This is a genomic window from Novosphingobium sp. MBES04, from assembly GCF_000813185.1.
GTDB lineage: Bacteria > Pseudomonadota > Alphaproteobacteria > Sphingomonadales > Sphingomonadaceae > Novosphingobium > Novosphingobium decolorationis.
This window is the reverse complement of record NZ_DF850490.1, coordinates 73,017-92,466: the sequence shown is the minus strand read 5'-3', so window position 1 is coordinate 92,466 and position 19,450 is coordinate 73,017. Positions and strand designations below refer to the sequence as shown.

The following is a 19,450-nucleotide window of genomic DNA, read 5'->3' as shown; positions in this document are numbered from 1 at the left end:
CATGGCCGAGAACGTCATTGATCGCGGCGGTGAACTCGCACCCGCCGATTCCATTCCCGAAGAGAGCGGATCGCCTGCGGGTCGCAACAGCACCAATTGGGGCAACGTCGCCTTCGTCGGGGCCGGGGTCGGCCTGGTCGCGACCATCCTTGGCATCATCATCGGCTACGGCGTCTTTCACAACGCCGGGTCGGCGAAGGCAGCCGAGGAGCCGGCGCAAGCAAGCCAGAAGAGCGTCGATGATGTGGTAGCCTCACCCGCCGCGCAGCGTGCGGCCCTCGCAGGCCAGCTTGGACAAGCGGGCAGCGCTCAGACCGACGTCTTCGGCCGTCCGGTCCTGGGGCAACAGACTATCGACGCCAGCGGCAACCCGGTCCCGGCAACGGGCGAGGCCGCCAGTGGCGAGGAAAGCCTTGCCCAGAAGCGTTATGAGGAGCGCCTGAAAATGGCTGATGCCGCACGGCGGGCCCCGGTCATGGCCTATCAGGCCAATGGCCTCACGGCGTCCACTTCCACGGCGTCGCCAACGAGGAGCGCAGCCGCTGCGGGTGCACAGGCCCAGGAGAGCGGCCCGCGCAACTTCGGCGCCAGCGGCTTTGGCCCTCCCTCAGATAGCGATACGGGCACGGGTTCGGCCAGCAAGGGCTCGACGGACTTCACCGACCAGCTTGGACACGCGAAGATCGAGACGGTGCGCGCCTCGCTCATCAAGAACCGCGACTTCCTGCTGAGCGCCGGCACCGTCATTCCCTGTACCTTGCAGACCGCGATCAACTCGACACAGGCCGGGTTCGTCTCGTGCGTTATCAACCATGACGTCTATTCCGAGGACGGCCGCGTGGTCCTGCTCGACAAGGGCACCAAGGTCCTGGGGCAATATTCGGGCGGCATCACGCAAGGTCAGGCGCGCATGTTCGTGCTGTGGACCCGCGCACTTACCCCGCGCGGGGTTGCGATCGACCTTGGTTCGCCTGCGGCCGACGCGCTCGGCCGCTCGGGCATGTCTGGCGGTGTCGATACGCAGTTCTGGGCGCGCTTCGGTGCAGCTCTCATGATGAGCGTGCTCGAGGATGCCTCCAACATCGCCGGTCGCGCCGTCGCGAACGAAGGGACCTACACGACGCAGGTGCCCAGCGAGATGGGCAACACGATCCTTCAGGACAGCAAGAACATCAAGCCGATCCTGAAGAAGAACCAGGGCGATACCGCCGCGATCTTCGTCGCCAAGGACTTCGATTTTAGCCCGGTTTATGACCTCAAGCTGAGGCGCTGAACGATGGCAAACGTCTCTGCGATCTACCAGCACAATGCAGCCCCGCTGCAACCGCTCCTCGATCGCGAGGACGTGACCGAACTGGTCATCAACGAGCCGGGCGTGATCGGCGTCGAAAGCCGCAAGGGCTGGGAGTGGCATGAAGCCCCCTCGCTCGATCACGCCAGCCTCATGACGCTGGCCCGGCTTATCGCGGGCCTGACCAAGCAGGACATTAGCGAGGACTACCCCATCTGCTCCTCGGTCCTGCCCGGAGGCGAGCGTGCCCAGGTCGTGATCCCTCCGGCTATCGAGCGCGGCTTCGTCTCGATCACGATCCGCAAGGCCTCGAACACGGCGATGGATCTTGGCGATCTCGACCGCTCGGGCCTCTTCAGCGAAGTGAAGGCCCACGGCTCCACCAACGAGGTGGACGACGCCTTGCTGACTTACCGGGCCGCGGGCGAATGGAACGGCTTTTTCAAGCTCGCGGTGGAAGCGCGCAAGAATATCCTGATTTCCGGCGCGACCGGCTCGGGAAAAACCACCTTGTCGAAGGCGCTGATCAAGCTGATCCCCGACTTCGAGCGCATTCTGACGATCGAGGACACGCGCGAACTGGTGGTGCCCCAGCGCAATCGGGTCCACATGATGTATTCCAAGGACGGCAACGGTCTGCAGAAGGCCGGGGCCAAGGAACTGCTGGAATCGGCGCTGCGCATGCGCCCTGACCGCATTCTCCTCCAGGAGCTGCGCGACGGAACCGCGTTCTTCTATCTGCGCAACGTCAACAGCGGGCACCCCGGCTCGATCACGACCGTCCATGCCAATACCGCCGAAGGCGCGCTCGAGCAGCTCACCTTGCTCGTCAAGGAATCCGAAGGCGGCAACGACCTCGACCGCCACGACATTCGCGCCCTGCTGCGCTCGCTCGTCGACATTGTGGTGCAGATGCACCGCCTTCCGCCCAGCGACGGGCGACCGGCCCGCTACCGGATGACCGAAGTGTGGTTCGATCCGGCCGGCAAACCTCACGACTGACAACCAAAGGAGTGGCCCATGAGTGGCAAGATGGTTCGCAATCCGGGGGCGTCCCAACCGGGCGCCATTGCGTTTCTTATGATCGTGGGCCTCGTGGTCAGCGCCGCGATCGGCGCGGTCACGGTGCTGTGGCGCGCGCATCTGGTCTCGATGCAAACACCCTGGGCGAAAGTGCCCGGTGCGCTCTGGTCGATGAAATCCATGCCGATCGTCTGGCAGCCGTTCCTTCTCGGTTTCGCGATCAGTTTCGCTCTGTGCCTGGCCGGCGTCTTTGCCTCGATGTTCACCGCGCAAAAACTGCACGGCGAGGCGCGCTGGGCGCGCTTTGGCGAAGTGAAGGAAGCCCGACTGCTGGAAGGCGCCGGCATCATCCTGGGGCGCTTCAACGCCAGGTTCCTGCGCTTCGGCGGAACCGAGCATGTCATGCTCGAAGCCCCGACCCGGGCCGGTAAGGGCGTGGGCGTCGTGATCCCGAACCTGCTGTCGTGGCCCGATTCCGTCGTGGTCCTCGATGTGAAGCAGGAGAACTGGGACCTGACCTCGGGCTACCGCGCCAGGCGGCTTCGCCAGAAGACGCTCCTATTCAACCCGCTCGACGGGGAAGGACGGACGTGCCGCTACAATCCGCTCGGCCACATCAACCGGCGCGATCCCGTCGAGATCATCAACGAGTTGCAGAAGATCGGGGCCATGCTGTTCCCGCTCCCCCTGACTGGCGACAATTTCTGGGCCGAAAGCGCGCGCACGGCCTTCCTTGGTGTTTCGGCCTATGTCGCGGCCACCGTAGACGATGGCGAGGACGCCCTGCCCTTCACGATCGGCGAGGTCTATCGCCAATTCGCCGCCGGTGATGCCCGGCGCCGCTTCCCCAAAATCATCAAGCAGCGCGAACAGGCTGGAAAGCCTCTCTCTGGCGCGTGCATTTCTGCGCTGCGCGACTGGATTTCCTCGTCGGACAACACGTTCACGTCCATTCGCCAGTCTGTGACGGCCAAGATCAACCTCTGGCTCAACCCCTATGTCGATGCGGCAACGGCCGAGAGCGACTTCGATCTGCGCCAGTTCCGCGACAAGCGGATCTCACTCTACCTCGGCGTCTCGCCTGACGACCTCGAGCGGGTCGCGCCGATCTACAACCTGCTCTTCCAACAGCTCATCGACCTCAACGTGCGCGAACTGCCCTCGGCCGACCGGCACAACGTGCGCCTGCTCCTTCTGCTCGACGAGTTCACCCGCCTCGGCCGGGCCTCGGTCATCGCCAGCGGCTTCAGCTATGTGGCGGGTTATGGCATTCGCCTCCTCCCCGTGATCCAGAACTTCTCCCAGCTCGACCACATCTACGGCGACAAGGTGGCCAAGGAGATCTCCGCGAACTGCGGCGTGCAGATCGTCATGCGACCCAAGGAGATCAACGACGCCAAGAACGTCTCGGAGCGCCTGGGCACCTACACCTTCCGCGCGAAGTCCCGTTCGTTCGGCGCCTGGGGCCGTGGTGGCGGTTCGGTATCGGAATCCGATCAGCGCCGCGCGCTCCTGCTCCCGCAAGAGCTGCTCTTGCTACCCGAGAAGGATCTGATCGTACTGCGCTCGGGCATCCCGCCCATCTACGGCAAGAAGATCCGCTACTATCAGGAGAAGGACATGCTCGCGCTGACGAAGGTGCAAGCGCCAGCGATGCCGACGATCCGCCCCGATCCTTCGGTGCCGGCACGAAGCCTTCGCATCATCACGGCTGCGGAGGCGAGTGGAGAAAGCGAAGCGGGAATACCCGGATCCAGCGGCAGGCCTCTGAACATGCCAGTGGTCAAAGCGCTCCAGGCGACAGCCAACCACGCCCCCCGGCAAACAGCCCACATGTTGTTCAAGGACCTATTTTCCGTGCTGATCCCAACAGCCTGATGGGCCGCTGGGGGACTGTCCGGTTCTACATTTCAGTTGAAAGCTGGCCGTAATCCGACGAAAAGCCCTATTCACTCGAATGGCTATTTTTAAAGGTATTTGGCCAGTTCCCCCAGCTTTGCGAGATCATCACGAACAGTTCCAGGCAGTGGCCCGATCAAGTCCTCGAGGTGATGTTCGATATGATCGGTTACAATCAGGGTCTTGGTCTTCTCGAGCGCTGCGATGACCGCCTGCATCTGTTGGGCGATCTTGAGCCCGTCGTCCCCTTCCTCGATCATGCGCAGGATGCTGGTGAGATGGCCGTTGGCACGGCGAAGGCGATTGAGAAGGTCGGGGCTGGCAGCGTGGCTCATAAGCTCATGTCCGTTCAGGGAAGCGTCTGATAGCCCTTTAGCGCAATATAGAGGCCTAAGGACAGAATCACGAGCCCGCTGGCATATGGAGCCTTGCGGACCAGCGAACCGAAGCCGCCGAATGACTTTTGCGCATAGCGCAGGCTGAGTGCTGCGATCACGCCGGACATGACCATTGTCATGGCCAAGCCGATGCTGAAACAAAGCACAAGGACCGAACCGAGTGCAATCCGCTTGAGTTGGAGGCACAGCAACAGGACAGTGATGGCGCCAGGGCACGGGATGAGCCCACCTGTGAGGCCGAACATGACGATCTGGCCCGTTGTCACATCACGACCGGTAAAGCGACGTCGGATGTCCTCGGCGTGCTGGCGTTCGTGGGCATCCTGATAGCCACCATCGGTCAGATCGAGGGTGTGCTCCAGTTCGTGATTGATCGTCTCGCCATCATGATCGTGTACGTGGTGATGATGGTGCCTGCCATCTCCGTGAGAATGATGATGGCCGTGCCCATGGTCATGGTCATGGTCATGGTCATGGTGATCATGCGCATGGTCATGGCGAATGCGCCAGAGCATCCAAGAGGCCATGGCAACGATTATCAACCCGGAGGCGAACTGAAAATAGGGCTCGATACCCTCGGGACTGAGCCCCTGGAACAGATACACTCCGCCCAGTGCGACGACCCAGACGATCACGGTATGGGAGACTGTGGCGGCGAGCCCCAGAAGGACGGCTTGCCGCACCGTTCCCCGCACCGCGACGATGAAGGCAGCCATCATCGTCTTGGAATGGCCGGGCTCGAGCCCGTGCAAGGCGCCGAGCAAAATTGCGGTCGGAATGAAGAGCCAGGCGTGGGCAGCGCCTTGCTGCAGGAGTTCGGTTAGCGGGGTCATCAATCGCCCATAGCGCGTCTTTTGATTCTATCCTATCCCCCCGGTGGGGATATTTTGAGCCTCACTTCAAACTTTGCATCACGGCCTTTCGGAAAAGCGTATCGCGCTGATGAATTGCTCTAGCTCATTCCTTAGTCGCCACAGGGGAATCGCGGTACGCCAAGAGACGTAGGGCATTTACCACGACGAGGAGTGTTGAGCCTTCGTGCATCGCTACCGCCGGTCCTATGCCAAGGCCAAGTATCGTGGCGGGAACGAGAAATGCGACAACGCCTAGGCTCACGAACACGTTCTGACGGATCACCCAGCGCGTGCTGCGACTCAGGCCTACGGCAAAAGGTAGGTTGGACAGGTCGTCGGCCATGAGCGCCACGTCTGCCGTTTCGAGCGCCACATCAGAGCCGGCGGCTCCCATGGCGATCCCGACAGTCGCGGTCGCCATGGCTGGAGCATCGTTGACGCCGTCGCCGACCATCGCGACTTTTCGCTCGTCGCGAAGCCGCTTGATGGCCTCGACCTTGTCTTCCGGCATCAGGTCGCCCCAGGCCTCATCGATTCCGACTTCCTTGGCGACGGCCTCGGCCACGCGCTGATGGTCTCCGGAAATCATGATCATCCGCTTGATGCCAATATCGCGAAGTCGCTCGATCGCAGCGGGCGCTGTTTCGCGGGGAGTGTCGAGCAAGCCGATAGCACCCAGATCTCGTTCGCCTCGCCGCACAACCATGCTCGTCTGTCCAGCATCGCGCAGCTTTGCGATCGCGTCGCTCATTTCGCTGGAAAGGGCCGCCACACCGTCCGCCCCAAACATCTCGGCCTTGCCGATGAGGATTGGATCCTCACCGACAAGCGCGAGATGCCGCGCCCCGTGAGACTCTTCAAATCCCGAGCCTCCGGAATGGGCTGGCCGCCCGCAAGCTCCCGTCCGTCGCGAGAAATTGCCTTTGCCAAGGGGTGATCGCTGAGGCTTTCGACGGCGACTGCCAAAGCCATGAGTTCAGCCTGCGCCACGCCTGTCGCAGGGATAACCTGCTGGATTCGAGGCTCGCCCTTAGTGAGCGTGCCGGTTTTGTCGAAGGCGATTGCGTCGAGAGATCCGAGGAGTTCGAGGGGGCCGCCGCCCTTTACGAGCACCCCGCCCCTGGCAGCCCGCGCCACGCCGGAGAGTACCGCACTGGGGGTAGCGATGGCGAGAGCGCAGGGGCTAGCTGCAACGAGCACAGCCATCGCGCGATAGAAGCTGTCGCGGAAAGGTTCGTCGATAACGGCCCACGCGAACAGGAGGAAGAAGGCCAACGCCAGCACAGCCGGAACAAAGACACGCTCGAAACGATCCGTGAAGCGCTGCGTCGGCGATTTCTGCGTTTCCGCCTCGCTGACCATTTTGACGACTTTGGCCAGGGTACTCTCGCTAGAGAGACGCGTGACTTCGACTTCGATCATTCCGCTGCCATTGATCGTACCGGCAAAGACCCGGCTCGCTCCATCCACACTATCCGGGTTGGCTCGGGCGGCGAGTTGATCCGAGACTGGCTGCTTGTCGACTGGAATGCTCTCTCCAGTCACGGGCGCTTGGTTGATGCTGCTAGTGCCGAGGACAATGAACCCGTCTGCGGGAATTCGGGAATCAGGCTTCACTACAATAATGTCGCCTCGAACAAGTTTCTCGACCGGCACTTCTTCGCTCGTCCCGTCGAGCAGTTTCAACAGGGCGGTAGGAGGGCTCAATTGCGCCAATGCCTCAATAGCCCGCTTCGCTCGTCCCATCGCGTAGTGTTCGAGTGCGTGGCCAAGGCTGAAGAGAAACAGCAGCAATGCACCTTCAGCCCAAGCGCCCAGCGCTCCGGCGCCGGCAGCCGCAACCAACATGAGCGTATCAATCTCAAAGCGCTTGAGCTTCAGGTTATCGATGGCCTCCCGCACGGTATAAAACCCGCCGAGGACGTATGCTGCGAGATAAAGTCCAAGCGCGACGCCGACATTTCCGGTCAGCTTCTCGACTGCGAATCCGATCGCCAAAGCGGTGCCGCAGCCCAGTGCGAAGAACAGTTCGGTGTTGGGACCAAGCAATCCGCCATGGCTGTGATCATGCTTTTCGTCGGGCGCATGTTTCTGACCCTTTTCATCGTGCGTATGCCCGGCGTCTTTTGCAACGGGCGCAGCGAAAGCGCTTACGAGGGTGACGCCAGCACCTTTCAGAGCCTTGATAATGTCGCTTTCCAGGATCTTGGTAAGGTCGAACTCCACTCGAACGCTGCCTGCAGGGGAGGCGTCTGCTTCAATGATGCCCGGCAGCGTGAGGAGCTGATCCGTCACGGTGCGTGCGCGGCGCTGGTGGTTGATACCGTTTACGGTCCAAACACGATGGGCAAACCGGGCCGCAATCTCGGCCCCAGCAGCAACTGCCAGCTCGCGGATGCGGCTGAGCGAAATGATGCTCGGTTCATAGTGGATGCAGAGCAGCGCCTGCGCGGAAGGGCCTTCCTTCGTTACATGAGCGTCCTCGACGCCGGCGCGACCTTTGAGCGATCCGATCAAACGAGTGACACAGGCGTCATTGGCGTCGTGAACTTCCGGTAGCAACACAGGGATATCAAGGCGGAACTTTTCGATCATTGTTTTATTCCTTCAGGAAATCAGCGGTGCGCGTTGGATGCATGGCTTGAGTGCTTCATGGTGGCCCCAGCTTGTTGCCGGCCGCGCTCTTGATCCGCTCGCACATGATGGGCAGCCGTCCGGGGCGGGAAATCGTGAGCTTTTCGCCGCGCGATAGGGCGACCGTTACTTCCGGGCCGACGAAGCTGCGCCGGTATCTGCTGCCTTCAACCGCTCGAAACGACCATGTGCATCGTGAGTGAGATTGAGCGTGAGCCCATCGGCAAGGAAATCGACATCGATTTTCGAGCCATCCGAGCAGGAGTAGTTCTGTTCGCCAATCAGCCCCGGTACCTTGCTGCGGTCATGCCGCTCCTCGGCGTAACCATCGGAAGACCCACCGGAACAGTTCGCGAGCGCAGGCAGGATTGCCAGCGCCGCCAGCATCTTCTGGCTTGCTACGAAAACTGATGGGAGCCGCCTGCTTCGAGCCAACTGATAGTTGGTCCGCCGCCGAAGGGGTGCGCCTTCGGCGGCGGTGATTGCGCTCACACAGTGTGCGACCCGTTGTGCGAGGCGACCGTATGCCATGATCAATCAAAGAGCTCGCGCAGGAAGCCTTTGCGGCGGCCATGGTGCCCACCGGAGCGGCGGTCGTCGTGACCGGCGCGGTGTTTGCCCTGTGACGTCGAAGGGTAGTTTCCTTGACTTGCCCGTGGTGCCACTTCGCCAATGCTTCGCTCGATGATCTTGTCGAGTTCGCCCCTATCGAGCCACACGCCCCGGCATTTTGGGCAATAGTCGATCTCGATGCCTTGACGATCGGTCATCACGAGGTCGACGCGGCAAATGGGGCACAGCAATCCTTGAGGGGTGACTTCTTGAACCATCGCTAGTTCCTTTTCAGACTTTGATTTCGGTCGATCTTTTGGGCAGCATTCCGCCGAGCAGTCATGGCTGCATGTCATTCGTCATTCGCACGGTGACTGGCCTGGGCCTTGAGGCTTCGCCGTTTGTGGCGGTTGCCTACGGTGTAGTTGCGCTGGTTTCCTTCGACCCTCCGCGCCAGAATCCCGCTCTCGATGGCCAAGCGCCGGCGCAGCCCGCGTTTCGTGAACTGCCAGATCAAGGCGCTGACCCACCCGCGACATTCAATGCTATGGTAGACATAGGTCCCGGCGTTATCTTCGATGATCTCGAAGCTTTCCTCGATCAGGATGAGATACCGGTGCCCGGTTCTCCAACCGATCGCGGCGCCTTCGTCGTAGTGAAAGACCTCGACGTCCATATTAATGCGAAAGTCGCCCGAAATCAGCCACGACAGCTGAATAATGGCACGAGGTGTAACTAGACCTTCCCCGAAGCGATAGAGGGGATGCCACGAGCCGTACCCGCTCAGATTCGAGAGGACTGCCCAAACACGTTTCGGGGGTGCCTTAAGGTGAAAGCTGGTTATCTCTTTCATCCGTAAACCCTTTCCGGAAAGGTTGGGAGGTTGCTGAGCAACCTCCCCCTTTTTCGTCCTTCAGATTGCGGGGTGAGCCTCACTGCTGAGTGCTTCCGCTACCGGCTCGTCATCCTCTTCGACCATGTCCTTGCGGCCATACCGCGCGTAAAGCGTAGGCAGCACGAACAGGGTCAGAAGCGTTGCCGAGATCAAACCGCCGATCACAACGGTGGCGACCGGCTTCTGGACTTCGGCGCCAGCCCCGCTGCCAAGCGCCATCGGCACGAAGCCGAGGCTTGCAACGAGAGCGGTCATGACGACCGGGCGCAAGCGCTGCAGAGCGCCCAGTCTGGCCGCCTCCTCACGCCGCATCCCGGATCGCATGAGCTCCTGGATTGAGGAGACCATGACGAGGCCGTTGAGCACGGCAATGCCGGAGAGCGCGATGAATCCCACGGCGGCCGAGACGGAGAAATCCATGCCGCGCAAGAACAGCGCCATCACGCCGCCAACCAGCGCCAGCGGAACACCAGTGAACACGATCGCGGCATCCCTCACCGATCCGAGTGCGCCGTAGAGGAGCAGAAGGATCAGCACGAAGCACGCCGGGATAACGAGCTGCAGGCGTTCGCGGGCCGAAGCGAGGTTCTCGAACTGCCCGCCCCATTCGAGGTAGCTGCCGGACGGCAGACGCACATCCTTGGCGATGGCAGCCTGGGCATCCTCCACCACGCTGCCGACATCGCGGCCACGCACGTTGGCTTGGACGACGACACGGCGCTTGCCGTTCTCGCGGCTGATCTGGTTCGGGCCGTCGACGACGCGGATATCGGCGACGCTGGCAAGTGGCACGAACTGTCCGCCAGGAGTAGGCACCTGCAGCTGCTGCAGGGTCGACATGTCGGCGCGCTGGGCATCGGACAGGCGGATGACCACCGGGAAGCGGCGATCGCCCTCGAAGATCATGCCGGCCTGCTTGCCGCCCACAGTAGCGTTGACGATATCCTGCACGTCCTGCGCCGAGACGCCGAGGCGGGCCATGGCGTCGCGATTGACCCTGATGTCGAGCATCGGCAGGCCCGTGGTCTGCTCGACCTTCACGTCGGCAGCGCCTTTCGTGCGGCGCAGCACGTCGGCGATCTTCTCGGCAGTGGCGTTCATGGCGTCGAAGTCGTCGCCATAAACTTTCACCGCGATGTCACCGCGCACACCGGCGATGAGCTCATTGAAGCGCATCTGGATGGGCTGGGTGATCTCGTAGACGTTGCCTGGGAACTTCGCGAGGTTCTTCTCGATGCGCGCAACGAGATCGTCCTTCGAAAGCTTGGGATCCGGCCATTCGGAGCGATCCTTGAGGATCACGAACATGTCGGTGGCGTTAGGCGGCATAGGGTCCGATGCCAGTTCGGCCGTGCCGGTCTTGGAGAAGACAAACTTCACTTCCGGCTGCTTCGACATCATCTGCTCGATCGGTACCTGCATCGCCTGGCTCTGCTGGACCGAAGTTGCCGGGATACGCAGCGCCTGGATCAGCAGATCGCCTTCATCGAGCTGAGGCAGGAATACCTGTCCCAGCGACATGAACGCGAAGACTGCGGCTACAAATCCGCCGATGCCGACACCGACGGTAAGGGTCGGCCGCTTCATCGCGCGGTCGAGGCCGGGCTCGTAGCGAGCCTTGAGCCAGGTCATGATCCGGCCTTCCTTCTCCTCGATCCGCTTCGAAAGCCAGAGGGCGATCAGGGCGGGGACGAAGGTGAGAGAAAGGACAAAGGCACAAGCCAGCGCGATGATGACGGTAAGTGCCATCGGCACAAAGGTCTTACCCTCGACGCCGGTCAGCGTGAGCAAAGGCATATACACCAGAATGATAATCGCCTGCCCGTAGACTGACGGCTTGATCATCTCGCGTGCGGCATGGGCTACGGTGTCGAGACGCTCCTTGACGGTCAGCAGTCGTCCTTCATGATGTTGATGCTCGGCCATGCGTCTCAGCGCATTTTCGACGATGATGACCGCGCCGTCGACGATGAGCCCGAAATCGAGCGCACCCAAGCTCATGAGGTTGGCCGAGACGCCGGCTTTCAGCATGCCGAAACCTGTCAGCATCATGGTGATGGGAATAACGAGCGCCGCAATCAGCGCAGCGCGGAAGTTGCCGAGCAGTGCGAACAACACAATGATGACAAGCAGTGCGCCTTCGCCGAGGTTCTTACCGACCGTCTTGATCGTCGAGTTCACCAGCGTGGTGCGGTTGAGCACCGGCTGAACCACGACGTCTGGCGGTAGCGAGGCATTGATGCCCTGAAGGCGATCGGCCACTGCCGTTGCCACCGTCCGGCTATTCTCGCCGATCCGCATGATCGCGGTGCCGACGACCACTTCGGTGCCGTTCTCGGACGCCGAGCCCATACGGATCGCCTGCCCGGTGCGGACCTGCGCGACCTGGCCGAGCGTGACGGGCACGCCCTCGCGGGTGGCGACGACGATCTGGCTCAGTTCGCGCGCATTGCGTACGAGCGCGTCGGCACGGACGGCAAGGCCCTCACCATTGCGCTCGACGAAACCGCCGCCGACGCTGACATTGTTGCGTTCGAGCGCATTACCGAGTTCGGTGAGCGTGATGCCCATCGAGGCAAGCCGCTGCACATCGGGAACGACGAGGAACTGCTTGGCATAGCCGCCGATGGAATCGACACCAGCCAGCCCCGCCGTGTTCTTTAATAGCGGTGCCACGATCCAATCCTGCGCGGTGCGCAAGTAGGTTGCCTTCTCGGTGTCGTTGGTCAGCCGCTCACCCTCTGGCGTGATGTAGCTGCCGTCGGGCTGCATGCCTGGTTCCCCAGGCTGGTGCTTGTCGTCCTTGCGATGATCGAGGCGAACGGTCCACATGTAGACTTCGCCGAGACCCGTGGCGATCGGCCCCATCTCCGGGTTCACGCCGTCAGGCAGGTTTTCCTTGACCCCGGTCAACCGTTCACCGACCTGCTGGCGCGCGAAGTAAATATCGGTCGAATCCGAGAAAACGGCTGTGACCTGTGCAAAGCCATTGCGACTGAGCGAACGGGAGTATTCGAGGCCGGGAATGCCCGCGAGCGCGGTCTCGATGGGAAAGGCGACTTGCTTTTCGACCAGCTCAGGCGAGAGCGCGGGGGCGCGGACGTTGATCTGGACCTGATTGTTGGTGATATCGGGCACGGCATCGATCGGCAGCCGCGAGAGGGCTACTGCACCGATAATGGCGGCGATGGAGACCAGAAGGAGCACAAGCCAGCGCTTGTGGACCGCCCAGTTAACGACAGGGGCGATCATTGGCTCAATCCTCCTCGCCCGCTTCGCCCTTGCCGAGTTCGGCCTTGAGCGTGAAGCTGTTGGTGGTGGCAATGTGTTCGCTCCCGGAAAGGCCGGAGCGCACGATCACGCTGTCGCCCGCGCGATCACCGAGAGCCACGGGAATGGCCTTGAACCCATAGGGAGTCCGCACGAACACGGCGGGCTTGCCATCGACGGTTTGAATGGCGGTCGAAGGCACGCGCACCGCGCTGTCGCCACCGTTGCCGGTCAGCGTCACCGAGGCGGTTACAGGTTCGCCGACGCGCCACTGGCCAGAGCTATTATCGAGCGTGGCGATGACTGGCACCTGGCGCGTTGCTGCATCGAGCGCGGGCGAGACGAACGAGACCTTGGCCGTCGCCTCACGCCCGGCAGCTTTTACCGTCACCGTTGCGCCGGGGCGCACGCGTCCAGCATCTTGGGGCAGGAGGTTTAGTGAGAGTGAGACGTTGGACAGGTTGGCCACGCGGAACAGCTCGGCATCAGCGGCGACCGTCTGTCCCAGCGTGACGCTACGGGAAATCACCTGTCCGGAAATCGGTGCGGTGATGCCGATACGGTTGAGCGCACCGCCTCCGGCGCCGGCTGCTGACACCTGCTGCTGGGCCAGACGGAGGGCAATGCGTGCCTCGGTCGCGGCGGTGCGGGCGGCGATCAGGTCCTGCTCGGGCGAGACGCGTTGGGAATACAGGCGTTGTTCACGGGCAAGGTTGGAATTCGCTAGCGACAAACGGGCCCTCGCCGCTTCGATCTCGGCATTGAGCGAGGCTGCCTCACGACTTTCGATGACTGCCAGCGTTTGGCCAGAACCAACCGATTGACCAAGGTTGCGTGTGAGCGAGACAACCCGACCGCCGATGGCAGCGGAAACGACTTGGGTTCCGTTGGGATCACCCTCGATCATCGCGGGCAATTCAACGGTGCCGGCGCCGCCGACAACGGGCCGGCCGATCTTCACCCCTGCCGAGGCGATCTGCTCTGCGCTCAGCGTGATCTTACCCTTCTCTGCAGGATTTGCTTCGGCTGCAGCTTCTTTTGGCGCAGCGTCGCCGGCTTCCTCAGACTTGCCGCCACAGGCAGCGAGAACGAGGGCGAGCGGCAGCGCGAGGCTGGCGCAAGCGATTTTTCGTGAGTTCATTTCTGTCAATTCCTCTATTGCGGCGCGGGCGCGGTCAGGCGCTCCAGCTGCGCGCGAGCATTCTGGTAGGCGGCGAGGGCATCGATGGCGGCGAGACGGGTTTCGGCCAGCGTGCGTTCGGCATCGAGCAGGTCGAGCTGGCCAAATTTGCCTTCGCGGTAGCCGATGCGGGCTATCCGCGCGGCTTCCAGGGCTGCGGCAAGCGCCGGGCCCGTTGCAGCGCGCGCTGTTACGGCCGCATTGTCCGCGTCGGCTCGTGCGTTAGTGATGGCTTGCTCGACGTCGAGCGCAGTCATCCGGGTCTGCGCTTCCGCGCGGTTACGTTCAGCGCTCGCCTGCGCAACCGCCGCTTCGCCTGAATTGAACAGCGGAATTGGCATTGAGATGCTGAAAACGAACGCCGTATCGTTGGTCTGCGACAGTCTGCGCAGCCCCGGCCCAACGTTGATATCGGGAACCCGCTGCGACCGAGCGAGCTTGACCTGCGCATCGGCGACCGCAAAGTCGGCCTGGGCTGCTGCCAGCGTCAGCGTACCGGCAGCTGATGTGTCCAGGTCTGGTCCCATTGCACGGCCTGGCAACTGCTCGAGCCACTGCGCGTCTACGGTGCCTGAAACGGATGCGCCGATCCGCCTCGCGAGATTGGCCTGTGCTGCTCTTGCGTGCCGTGCCGCACGTTCGACACCTGCCTCGGCATTGATACGGGCCACGTCTGCGCGCTGCTCCTCTATGGGTGAGGCGCGGCCGGCCTGGACTCGAATTCTTGCGGCTTTGGCGACATCGCCGGCGATCCGTGATTGATCACGGGCGATCTCGAGCCGGCGCTGTGCAACGGCGGCTTCAATGTAGAGTTGGGTTACCTGCAGGCGAATGTCAGCCTGTGTAATGGCAGCCACGAGCACAGCCCGGTCGATCTGCGTATCGGCGACGGCAATCCGGGCCGAGCGCTTGCCACCCAACTCGATGGGCACCGCAAAGTTAACGGTTGTTTCCGCGCTGTTTAAGCCGCGATACTGGTCCGACCCCGCTACATTTTCGATCTGGGTCTGAACCGAGGGATTGGGGCGCAGACCGGCGACAGTCCGCGCGGCCTGAGCCGCTTCAATCCCGGCGTGTGCGGCATCGGTGGCGGGCGCCGATCCTCCGGCTGCAGCTACGGCCTGATCCAACGTCAATACAGACGGGGAAGAGGAAGCTGTACTCGATTCCTGCGCTTGCGCCACGGCGGCGCAAGACGTGGCAGCCAGCAAGGCTGCAAATAAGCGATACATGTGAGATTATCCTGAACAAAGGACACGGATAGCCGCCTACCTGTTTAAGGCATGGGCCGACTGTCTATGACTATGTCAGGCGATTGGAGGCCGCAGGTCCGGGCCAATGGCCCAGCGGTCTAGAGAAGGTGAATCAAACATGCGGTTTCGCACCTTAGCCGGACTCAGAACTAACAAATTATTGGTAGCCTGAGGCACTGAAGCAAAACCTGAGTGACAACTCGTGTGATGGTGCGGGACGGCCTTATCAGCGTCCCCCTGCGACTCATCGCAATCGCCTTCGCTGTGCACAAACCCAGAGCAATCTACGGCTGCAGAAGTCGGAAATTCCTGCGCATGGACGGCAGTCGTCGTCAGCATGGACAACGCCATAAGCCATAGAAGTAGAATGTGCCCAACAGCGCGCATAACGAGCGCCGATAAAGCAAAAACAAGTGCAAGTCACTTGTTAATTCAATGCAAATAGGTGTCACACTAAATTTACATTAGGATATAACATTACATTGCATCGCTTTTAAAGTAAAAATATTACAAAACCTACTCAATATTTATCGATGCTATATCACGCCCAATAGATCTGTGTCTTTTTCCAAGTTTAACGCTGCAATGGGTTGGCACTAGGTATCCGCCTGACAGGAATATTCTTACCTGATCAGACTTAAATGACCGTTCACTGCCCATCTTAGCTACTTATTTCGACGGCCAGGGAAAGCGGTCGGTCCACTCCCTGACACGTCAATTCAGTCCTCGAGCGACCACCTCTGACGCCTATCGGAAAAAGAGCTAGCGTATATTTGGGTCCGTTTCGCGGGCCGCTCCCAGCTCAGAATCTTTGCCATTTTCCCGATCAGGCGCATCATACCCAGGTGCGGTTTGACGCTTCACAACCTGCCCGCCAGCCATCTCATCGCCAATTTTCTCGTGAAGTTGCGCCATCAAGTCGTCGACCAAATCGGGAGAGTTCCCCTCGGCCAAGAGACGAGCCCGGGTTCGCCCCATATAGTCGATCGCACCAGCGAGTTCGGCATCGCCGTGGAGAGCAAGGCTATCGCCCACCCGCCAGAGTGCGGCGAGTTCAGCGATGCGCGCCTGCTTCGACATGACGGAGTGATCGCGAACAATGGCCGGTGGGCGCGCGGGCGGCAACACAGCGCCGCGCACCTTGAGTTCATCGCGCGTAATCGCAGCCAAGCGAAAGCGTAGCACCCGAACGTCGACTGGCTCCGTCGGCGACGGCATATACTGGGCCTTCAGAACCTTGGTCAGTTCCTCCGTAGAGGCACGCTTCACCTCTTGCCTCCAGCGCGCAAGGGCCGGATCGATTGGCTCGCGCTCGGCCGTTTGCAGATAGGCAAAACGCTTCAATAATGCGTGATCTGCAAGTTCATCCGGCAATGGTTCGCCCTGCCCACTCGCGGCGGCATGGGCGAAAGCGGCCAGTTCGGCGGTCCGTTCAAAGCCCTCGGCCTGGCGCTCCCGATCTTCAATGAGGCGCGCGAGAATAATCTCCAGCATCGGCACAAGATCCGTCGTCGCCGCAAGCCCGGCATCGATTTGATTCAGGCGGTCGAGGATCTCGACCTGCCTGGCATTCATCGCCGCCATTTCGGACTGCATTGCCATCACGGTTTCAAGGATCGCCGCGACAGCAAGGCGCGTGCCCTCGTCCGTCATCGTTGGGGCCCTCCTCGATCCTTGGACCGATCAATGTCACGCTGTTGGCGCTCCAAATCACGTTCGCGAACACGCCGGAGAATGTCATCGGCTCGATCGAGGGAACCTTCCGACTTATCTTCGCCAGCCTTCTCAATGAAGGCCTTGAGCCTATCCGAGACGCCATCATCGAGCGCATTGCCGCTCGGCTTGTCAGATGGCCGGACACCCGCCTCCGCCCATTCCGATTCCTGGGCGCCGAGACTCCGCTGCTCATGTTTCGCAAGCGCTCGGGCAATCGGATCGCGATCATCGACCAGTCGCGACCCACGCTCTGCTTCAAGCCTGAGCCGCACCGCCCGCTCCGAATTGCTTTCGGGCTCCGGCATCGTCTCGATGAACTTGGATAGCGTCTGCGCCGTTACCTGGTCGGACAGCGAGGGAGACGAAGACAGCTCCATGATCGACTTGGCGTAAATCTGCAAAACCGTCGCGTGGCGATCGGCCAAGACCTGCTTCACCGGATCGGGGACGCCTCTATCGCGGAACCCCTGCGCACGTTCGGCCCGGCTCTTGTCGATCTGCGGCACCCGCCCCTTCTCGCGCATCTTCTTCGCCGCGATTGGCTCATGCGTAGGATCAATCCCGCGCGCCCGTGCCGGCGTCGCGTTCGCCTCAATTCCGCGATCACGCAGCTTTTGGGCGAACCGCTGACGATACCGGAAGAGGTCATCACGGTTCGGATGAAAGCGCCGCCCATCATGATCGCGACGCGCAATTGTCAGGTGAACATGCGGGTGATCCCGGTCGACGTGGAGAGCGGCAACCCACAAGCGATTGGCAAATTCCTCACGAGCGAAATCGAGTGCCGACGCCTTCAGCGCCTCGGGATCGGTCGCGGCGGGCATCGAAAGGACCATCGAAATCGAGGTCGCGCCCTTGCGCCGATCATCGCCTCCGACTTCCCATTCCTGCCAGTCCTGGGCGAGAATGCGCATGTCCTGTCCATCGCGAAGAACATCGCCATCGCTCGTGTAGAGAGGCACCTGAACGTCCTCTCCGTGCCCCAGACGGCTGATGTAGGAGAAGTTTGCAAGGACATGCCCGCCGCCATGCTGGCGCCCGGTGATGCGCACCACGACCTCCGGCGCCCGGCGCGCCGTGCACTCCATGGTACGGATGGCGCGGCCAGTCGCCGACGCCGAGCTACTACCCCCGAAGGCATGCTTGGCCTGTGCGCTGGGCCGGTTCTCGCTCCTCGGTTTGGACGGGGAAGGAAGCAGTGAAGAGACCGCGAAGGCAAGGAGCGTTCCCCCAGCTTTAGGAGCCGACGCCTTCCCGCCCCCGCTTCCTGGCTTGCGCTTCTTGGGCGGCGCATAGACGCCCGCCAGACTGTCGAGCGTACCGGGTGTGAAGCGAAAGCTCATCCCTCTCCGTCCTCGCCCTGTGCCTTGTGTACCTCGATCCAATATCCGACTTCACCGCCGACATAGGACGATAGCTCGCGCCGGGTCTTGAACACCTGCGCCTTCAGGTCGGCGCAGGTCTCGAGAAACTGCGCGGCCACGCGATGCAATTCGAGGCGGCTTTCAGGCTGGTTTGCCGCGTTCATCGCGTGCACCGCCTGGTTGATGTTTCGGCCAATCGCGAGGATCTGCTTACGCAGCTTGCCAAGCTCGGTCTGGCTCACAGGCGCAAGCCGTAGCGCCCCCGCCTTGTCCCAAAGGGCCCAACGCAAGGTGCGCTTGATCCATTCGTTTCGGGTGAGATGCAGAGGTCCGGCCACGCCCTCGATCGCCTCGATTTCGTGGCGATGCAGGCGAACAGTGACGCGCACATAGTCGTCAGGATGGCCCCTGCCCTGCACCTCGGTCACCGGCAGGTTATCGTTCTCGGATGCCAGCGCTGCGCGCTGCAAGGTGCTGGCGATCCACGACGCACGGCTCTGTCCCTGGGCGATGGCGAGACGATCGATCTCGGCCACCAGTTCCTCGGACAATCGTGCACCCACCATCATGACTTAGAAGCCCCGTGCAGCGGCCGCCAAATGAACCAATGTTATCATTGGTGCCAATTAGCATATCCTGCCATACCTAACCACTACTCCTTCCTACAACAAGCGCCCTTCCCCCTCAAGGGAATCTGCCGAAAAACGTGGAAGCGGAAATGGGCTTTGAAACGGGAGCGCCAAGGCCCCACCGAGAGCGCCCTAAGCACACCATATTCCGGTGAGACTGAGCGCCCTTAGCGCGCGTCAATTTGTTTGGATTTTCAGAAACCCATTCTGGCAATCCAAACCAACCTGAGCCATGATTCCTGCCGATCCCACCCATCTTTTACCGGAGTAAGTCATGGCTCGACCGGCTGCTAAGACCGACGATCTGACCGCAATTGAAGCCCGCCGCGAACAGCTCAAACAGGAACTCGCGGAACTCAATGAACGATCCAAAGCTGCTGCACTCGCAGCGAAGGACGCTGGGCGAGAGATCTTCCTGACGGCGCTCGGTCGAGTGAAGATCCCGGCCATGGATCGAAGCCAGGCAAAGGTGATTGCAAAGGCGAGGTCGTG

The 19,450-nt window shown here is 61.5% G+C and carries 15 protein-coding genes and 1 pseudogene; 4 read left to right on the top strand and 12 right to left on the bottom strand.

Translation table 11 applies throughout. The features are described from left to right. The first annotated feature begins 1 nt into the window (after position 1). From virB10 to MBENS4_RS22350, 3 genes are read left to right on the top strand one after another with little or no spacing between them, the layout of a single operon-like run. Positions 2 to 1,273 (top strand): type IV secretion system protein VirB10, encoded by a 1,272-nt coding sequence (gene virB10 / locus MBENS4_RS22360; protein ID WP_039396141.1) that lies wholly within the window; start codon positions 2 to 4, stop codon positions 1,271 to 1,273. A gap of 3 nt (positions 1,274 to 1,276) precedes the next feature. After that, entirely contained in the window at positions 1,277 to 2,293 is a 1,017-nt protein-coding gene (gene virB11 / locus MBENS4_RS22355; RefSeq protein ID WP_039396138.1) for a P-type DNA transfer ATPase VirB11, read from the top strand. An 18-nt stretch (positions 2,294 to 2,311) separates the two neighbouring features. After that, positions 2,312 to 4,192: a type IV secretory system conjugative DNA transfer family protein gene (locus MBENS4_RS22350; RefSeq protein WP_148311209.1), complete on the top strand. Its 1,881-nt coding sequence runs from the start codon at positions 2,312 to 2,314 to the stop codon at positions 4,190 to 4,192. 89 nt (positions 4,193 to 4,281) lie between these two features. Here the strand turns inward: MBENS4_RS22350 and MBENS4_RS22345 are convergent, their stop codons facing one another. The 12 genes and pseudogenes from MBENS4_RS22345 to MBENS4_RS22290 all read right to left on the bottom strand — a co-directional run bounded on the left by MBENS4_RS22345 (position 4,282) and on the right by MBENS4_RS22290 (position 18,898). Next, a complete protein-coding gene (locus tag MBENS4_RS22345; protein ID WP_039396135.1) occupies positions 4,282 to 4,548 on the bottom strand; it encodes a metal-sensing transcriptional repressor in 267 nt (88 codons plus the stop codon). A gap of 14 nt (positions 4,549 to 4,562) precedes the next feature. Next, positions 4,563 to 5,444 (bottom strand): nickel/cobalt efflux transporter, encoded by an 882-nt coding sequence (locus tag MBENS4_RS22340; RefSeq protein WP_039396132.1) that lies wholly within the window; start codon positions 5,442 to 5,444, stop codon positions 4,563 to 4,565. A gap of 124 nt (positions 5,445 to 5,568) precedes the next feature. Further along, positions 5,569 to 8,060, bottom strand: a pseudogene (locus MBENS4_RS27505) (heavy metal translocating P-type ATPase). A 165-nt stretch (positions 8,061 to 8,225) separates the two neighbouring features. Further along, the gene (locus MBENS4_RS22330) at positions 8,226 to 8,591 is read right to left on the bottom strand and encodes a hypothetical protein (protein ID WP_144401055.1); all 366 of its coding nucleotides are present in this window, start codon (positions 8,589 to 8,591) and stop codon (positions 8,226 to 8,228) included. 41 nt (positions 8,592 to 8,632) lie between these two features. Beyond that, positions 8,633 to 8,929 carry a TFIIB-type zinc ribbon-containing protein gene (locus MBENS4_RS22325; protein ID WP_039396129.1) on the bottom strand — a complete coding sequence of 99 codons (297 nt, stop codon included), beginning with the start codon at positions 8,927 to 8,929 and terminating at the stop codon, positions 8,633 to 8,635. A 74-nt stretch (positions 8,930 to 9,003) separates the two neighbouring features. Continuing rightward, entirely contained in the window at positions 9,004 to 9,504 is a 501-nt protein-coding gene (locus MBENS4_RS25030; protein WP_084592325.1) for an SRPBCC family protein, read from the bottom strand. Between the two features lie 60 nt (positions 9,505 to 9,564). Beyond that, a complete protein-coding gene (locus tag MBENS4_RS22315; RefSeq protein ID WP_039396123.1) occupies positions 9,565 to 12,798 on the bottom strand; it encodes an efflux RND transporter permease subunit in 3,234 nt (1,077 codons plus the stop codon). A 4-nt stretch (positions 12,799 to 12,802) separates the two neighbouring features. Next, positions 12,803 to 13,957, bottom strand: coding sequence for an efflux RND transporter periplasmic adaptor subunit (locus MBENS4_RS22310; RefSeq protein ID WP_039396120.1), 1,155 nt, complete (start codon positions 13,955 to 13,957; stop codon positions 12,803 to 12,805). A gap of 14 nt (positions 13,958 to 13,971) precedes the next feature. Next, on the bottom strand, positions 13,972 to 15,228 hold the full coding sequence (locus MBENS4_RS22305; RefSeq protein ID WP_039396117.1) for a TolC family protein: 1,257 nt from the start codon (positions 15,226 to 15,228) through the stop codon (positions 13,972 to 13,974). Between the two features lie 783 nt (positions 15,229 to 16,011). Then, the gene (locus MBENS4_RS22300; RefSeq protein WP_039396114.1) at positions 16,012 to 16,902 is read right to left on the bottom strand and encodes a hypothetical protein; all 891 of its coding nucleotides are present in this window, start codon (positions 16,900 to 16,902) and stop codon (positions 16,012 to 16,014) included. Next, the gene (locus MBENS4_RS22295; RefSeq protein WP_242405081.1) at positions 16,899 to 18,308 is read right to left on the bottom strand and encodes a relaxase/mobilization nuclease domain-containing protein; all 1,410 of its coding nucleotides are present in this window, start codon (positions 18,306 to 18,308) and stop codon (positions 16,899 to 16,901) included. Before MBENS4_RS22295 ends, MBENS4_RS22300 begins: the two co-directional genes overlap by 4 nt. Further along, entirely contained in the window at positions 18,305 to 18,898 is a 594-nt protein-coding gene (locus tag MBENS4_RS22290) for a ribbon-helix-helix protein, CopG family (RefSeq protein ID WP_039396111.1), read from the bottom strand. Before MBENS4_RS22290 ends, MBENS4_RS22295 begins: the two co-directional genes overlap by 4 nt. A 334-nt stretch (positions 18,899 to 19,232) precedes the next feature. Between MBENS4_RS22290 and MBENS4_RS22285 the strand changes: the two genes are divergently transcribed. Continuing rightward, positions 19,233 to 19,450 (top strand): hypothetical protein (locus MBENS4_RS22285; RefSeq protein WP_084592323.1); only part of this gene is annotated, 218 nt, incomplete at its 3' end.

What these genes read in the sequence shown, in the direction of transcription:
- virB10 (WP_039396141.1), top strand. Translation starts at nt 2, where the DNA reads ATGGCCGAGAACGTCATTGATCGCGGCGGTGAACTCGCACCCGCCGAT.
- MBENS4_RS22345 (WP_039396135.1), bottom strand. Translation starts at nt 4,548, where the DNA reads ATGAGCCACGCTGCCAGCCCCGACCTTCTCAATCGCCTTCGCCGTGCC.
- MBENS4_RS22340 (WP_039396132.1), bottom strand. Translation starts at nt 5,444, where the DNA reads ATGACCCCGCTAACCGAACTCCTGCAGCAAGGCGCTGCCCACGCCTGG.
- MBENS4_RS22310 (WP_039396120.1), bottom strand. Translation starts at nt 13,957, where the DNA reads ATGAACTCACGAAAAATCGCTTGCGCCAGCCTCGCGCTGCCGCTCGCC.
- MBENS4_RS22325 (WP_039396129.1), bottom strand. Translation starts at nt 8,929, where the DNA reads ATGGTTCAAGAAGTCACCCCTCAAGGATTGCTGTGCCCCATTTGCCGC.
- MBENS4_RS22300 (WP_039396114.1), bottom strand. Translation starts at nt 16,902, where the DNA reads ATGACGGACGAGGGCACGCGCCTTGCTGTCGCGGCGATCCTTGAAACC.
- MBENS4_RS22305 (WP_039396117.1), bottom strand. Translation starts at nt 15,228, where the DNA reads ATGTATCGCTTATTTGCAGCCTTGCTGGCTGCCACGTCTTGCGCCGCC.
- virB11 (WP_039396138.1), top strand. Translation starts at nt 1,277, where the DNA reads ATGGCAAACGTCTCTGCGATCTACCAGCACAATGCAGCCCCGCTGCAA.
- MBENS4_RS22290 (WP_039396111.1), bottom strand. Translation starts at nt 18,898, where the DNA reads ATGATGGTGGGTGCACGATTGTCCGAGGAACTGGTGGCCGAGATCGAT.
- MBENS4_RS22350 (WP_148311209.1), top strand. Translation starts at nt 2,312, where the DNA reads ATGAGTGGCAAGATGGTTCGCAATCCGGGGGCGTCCCAACCGGGCGCC.
- MBENS4_RS22295 (WP_242405081.1), bottom strand. Translation starts at nt 18,308, where the DNA reads ATGAGCTTTCGCTTCACACCCGGTACGCTCGACAGTCTGGCGGGCGTC.
- MBENS4_RS25030 (WP_084592325.1), bottom strand. Translation starts at nt 9,504, where the DNA reads ATGAAAGAGATAACCAGCTTTCACCTTAAGGCACCCCCGAAACGTGTT.
- MBENS4_RS22315 (WP_039396123.1), bottom strand. Translation starts at nt 12,798, where the DNA reads ATGATCGCCCCTGTCGTTAACTGGGCGGTCCACAAGCGCTGGCTTGTG.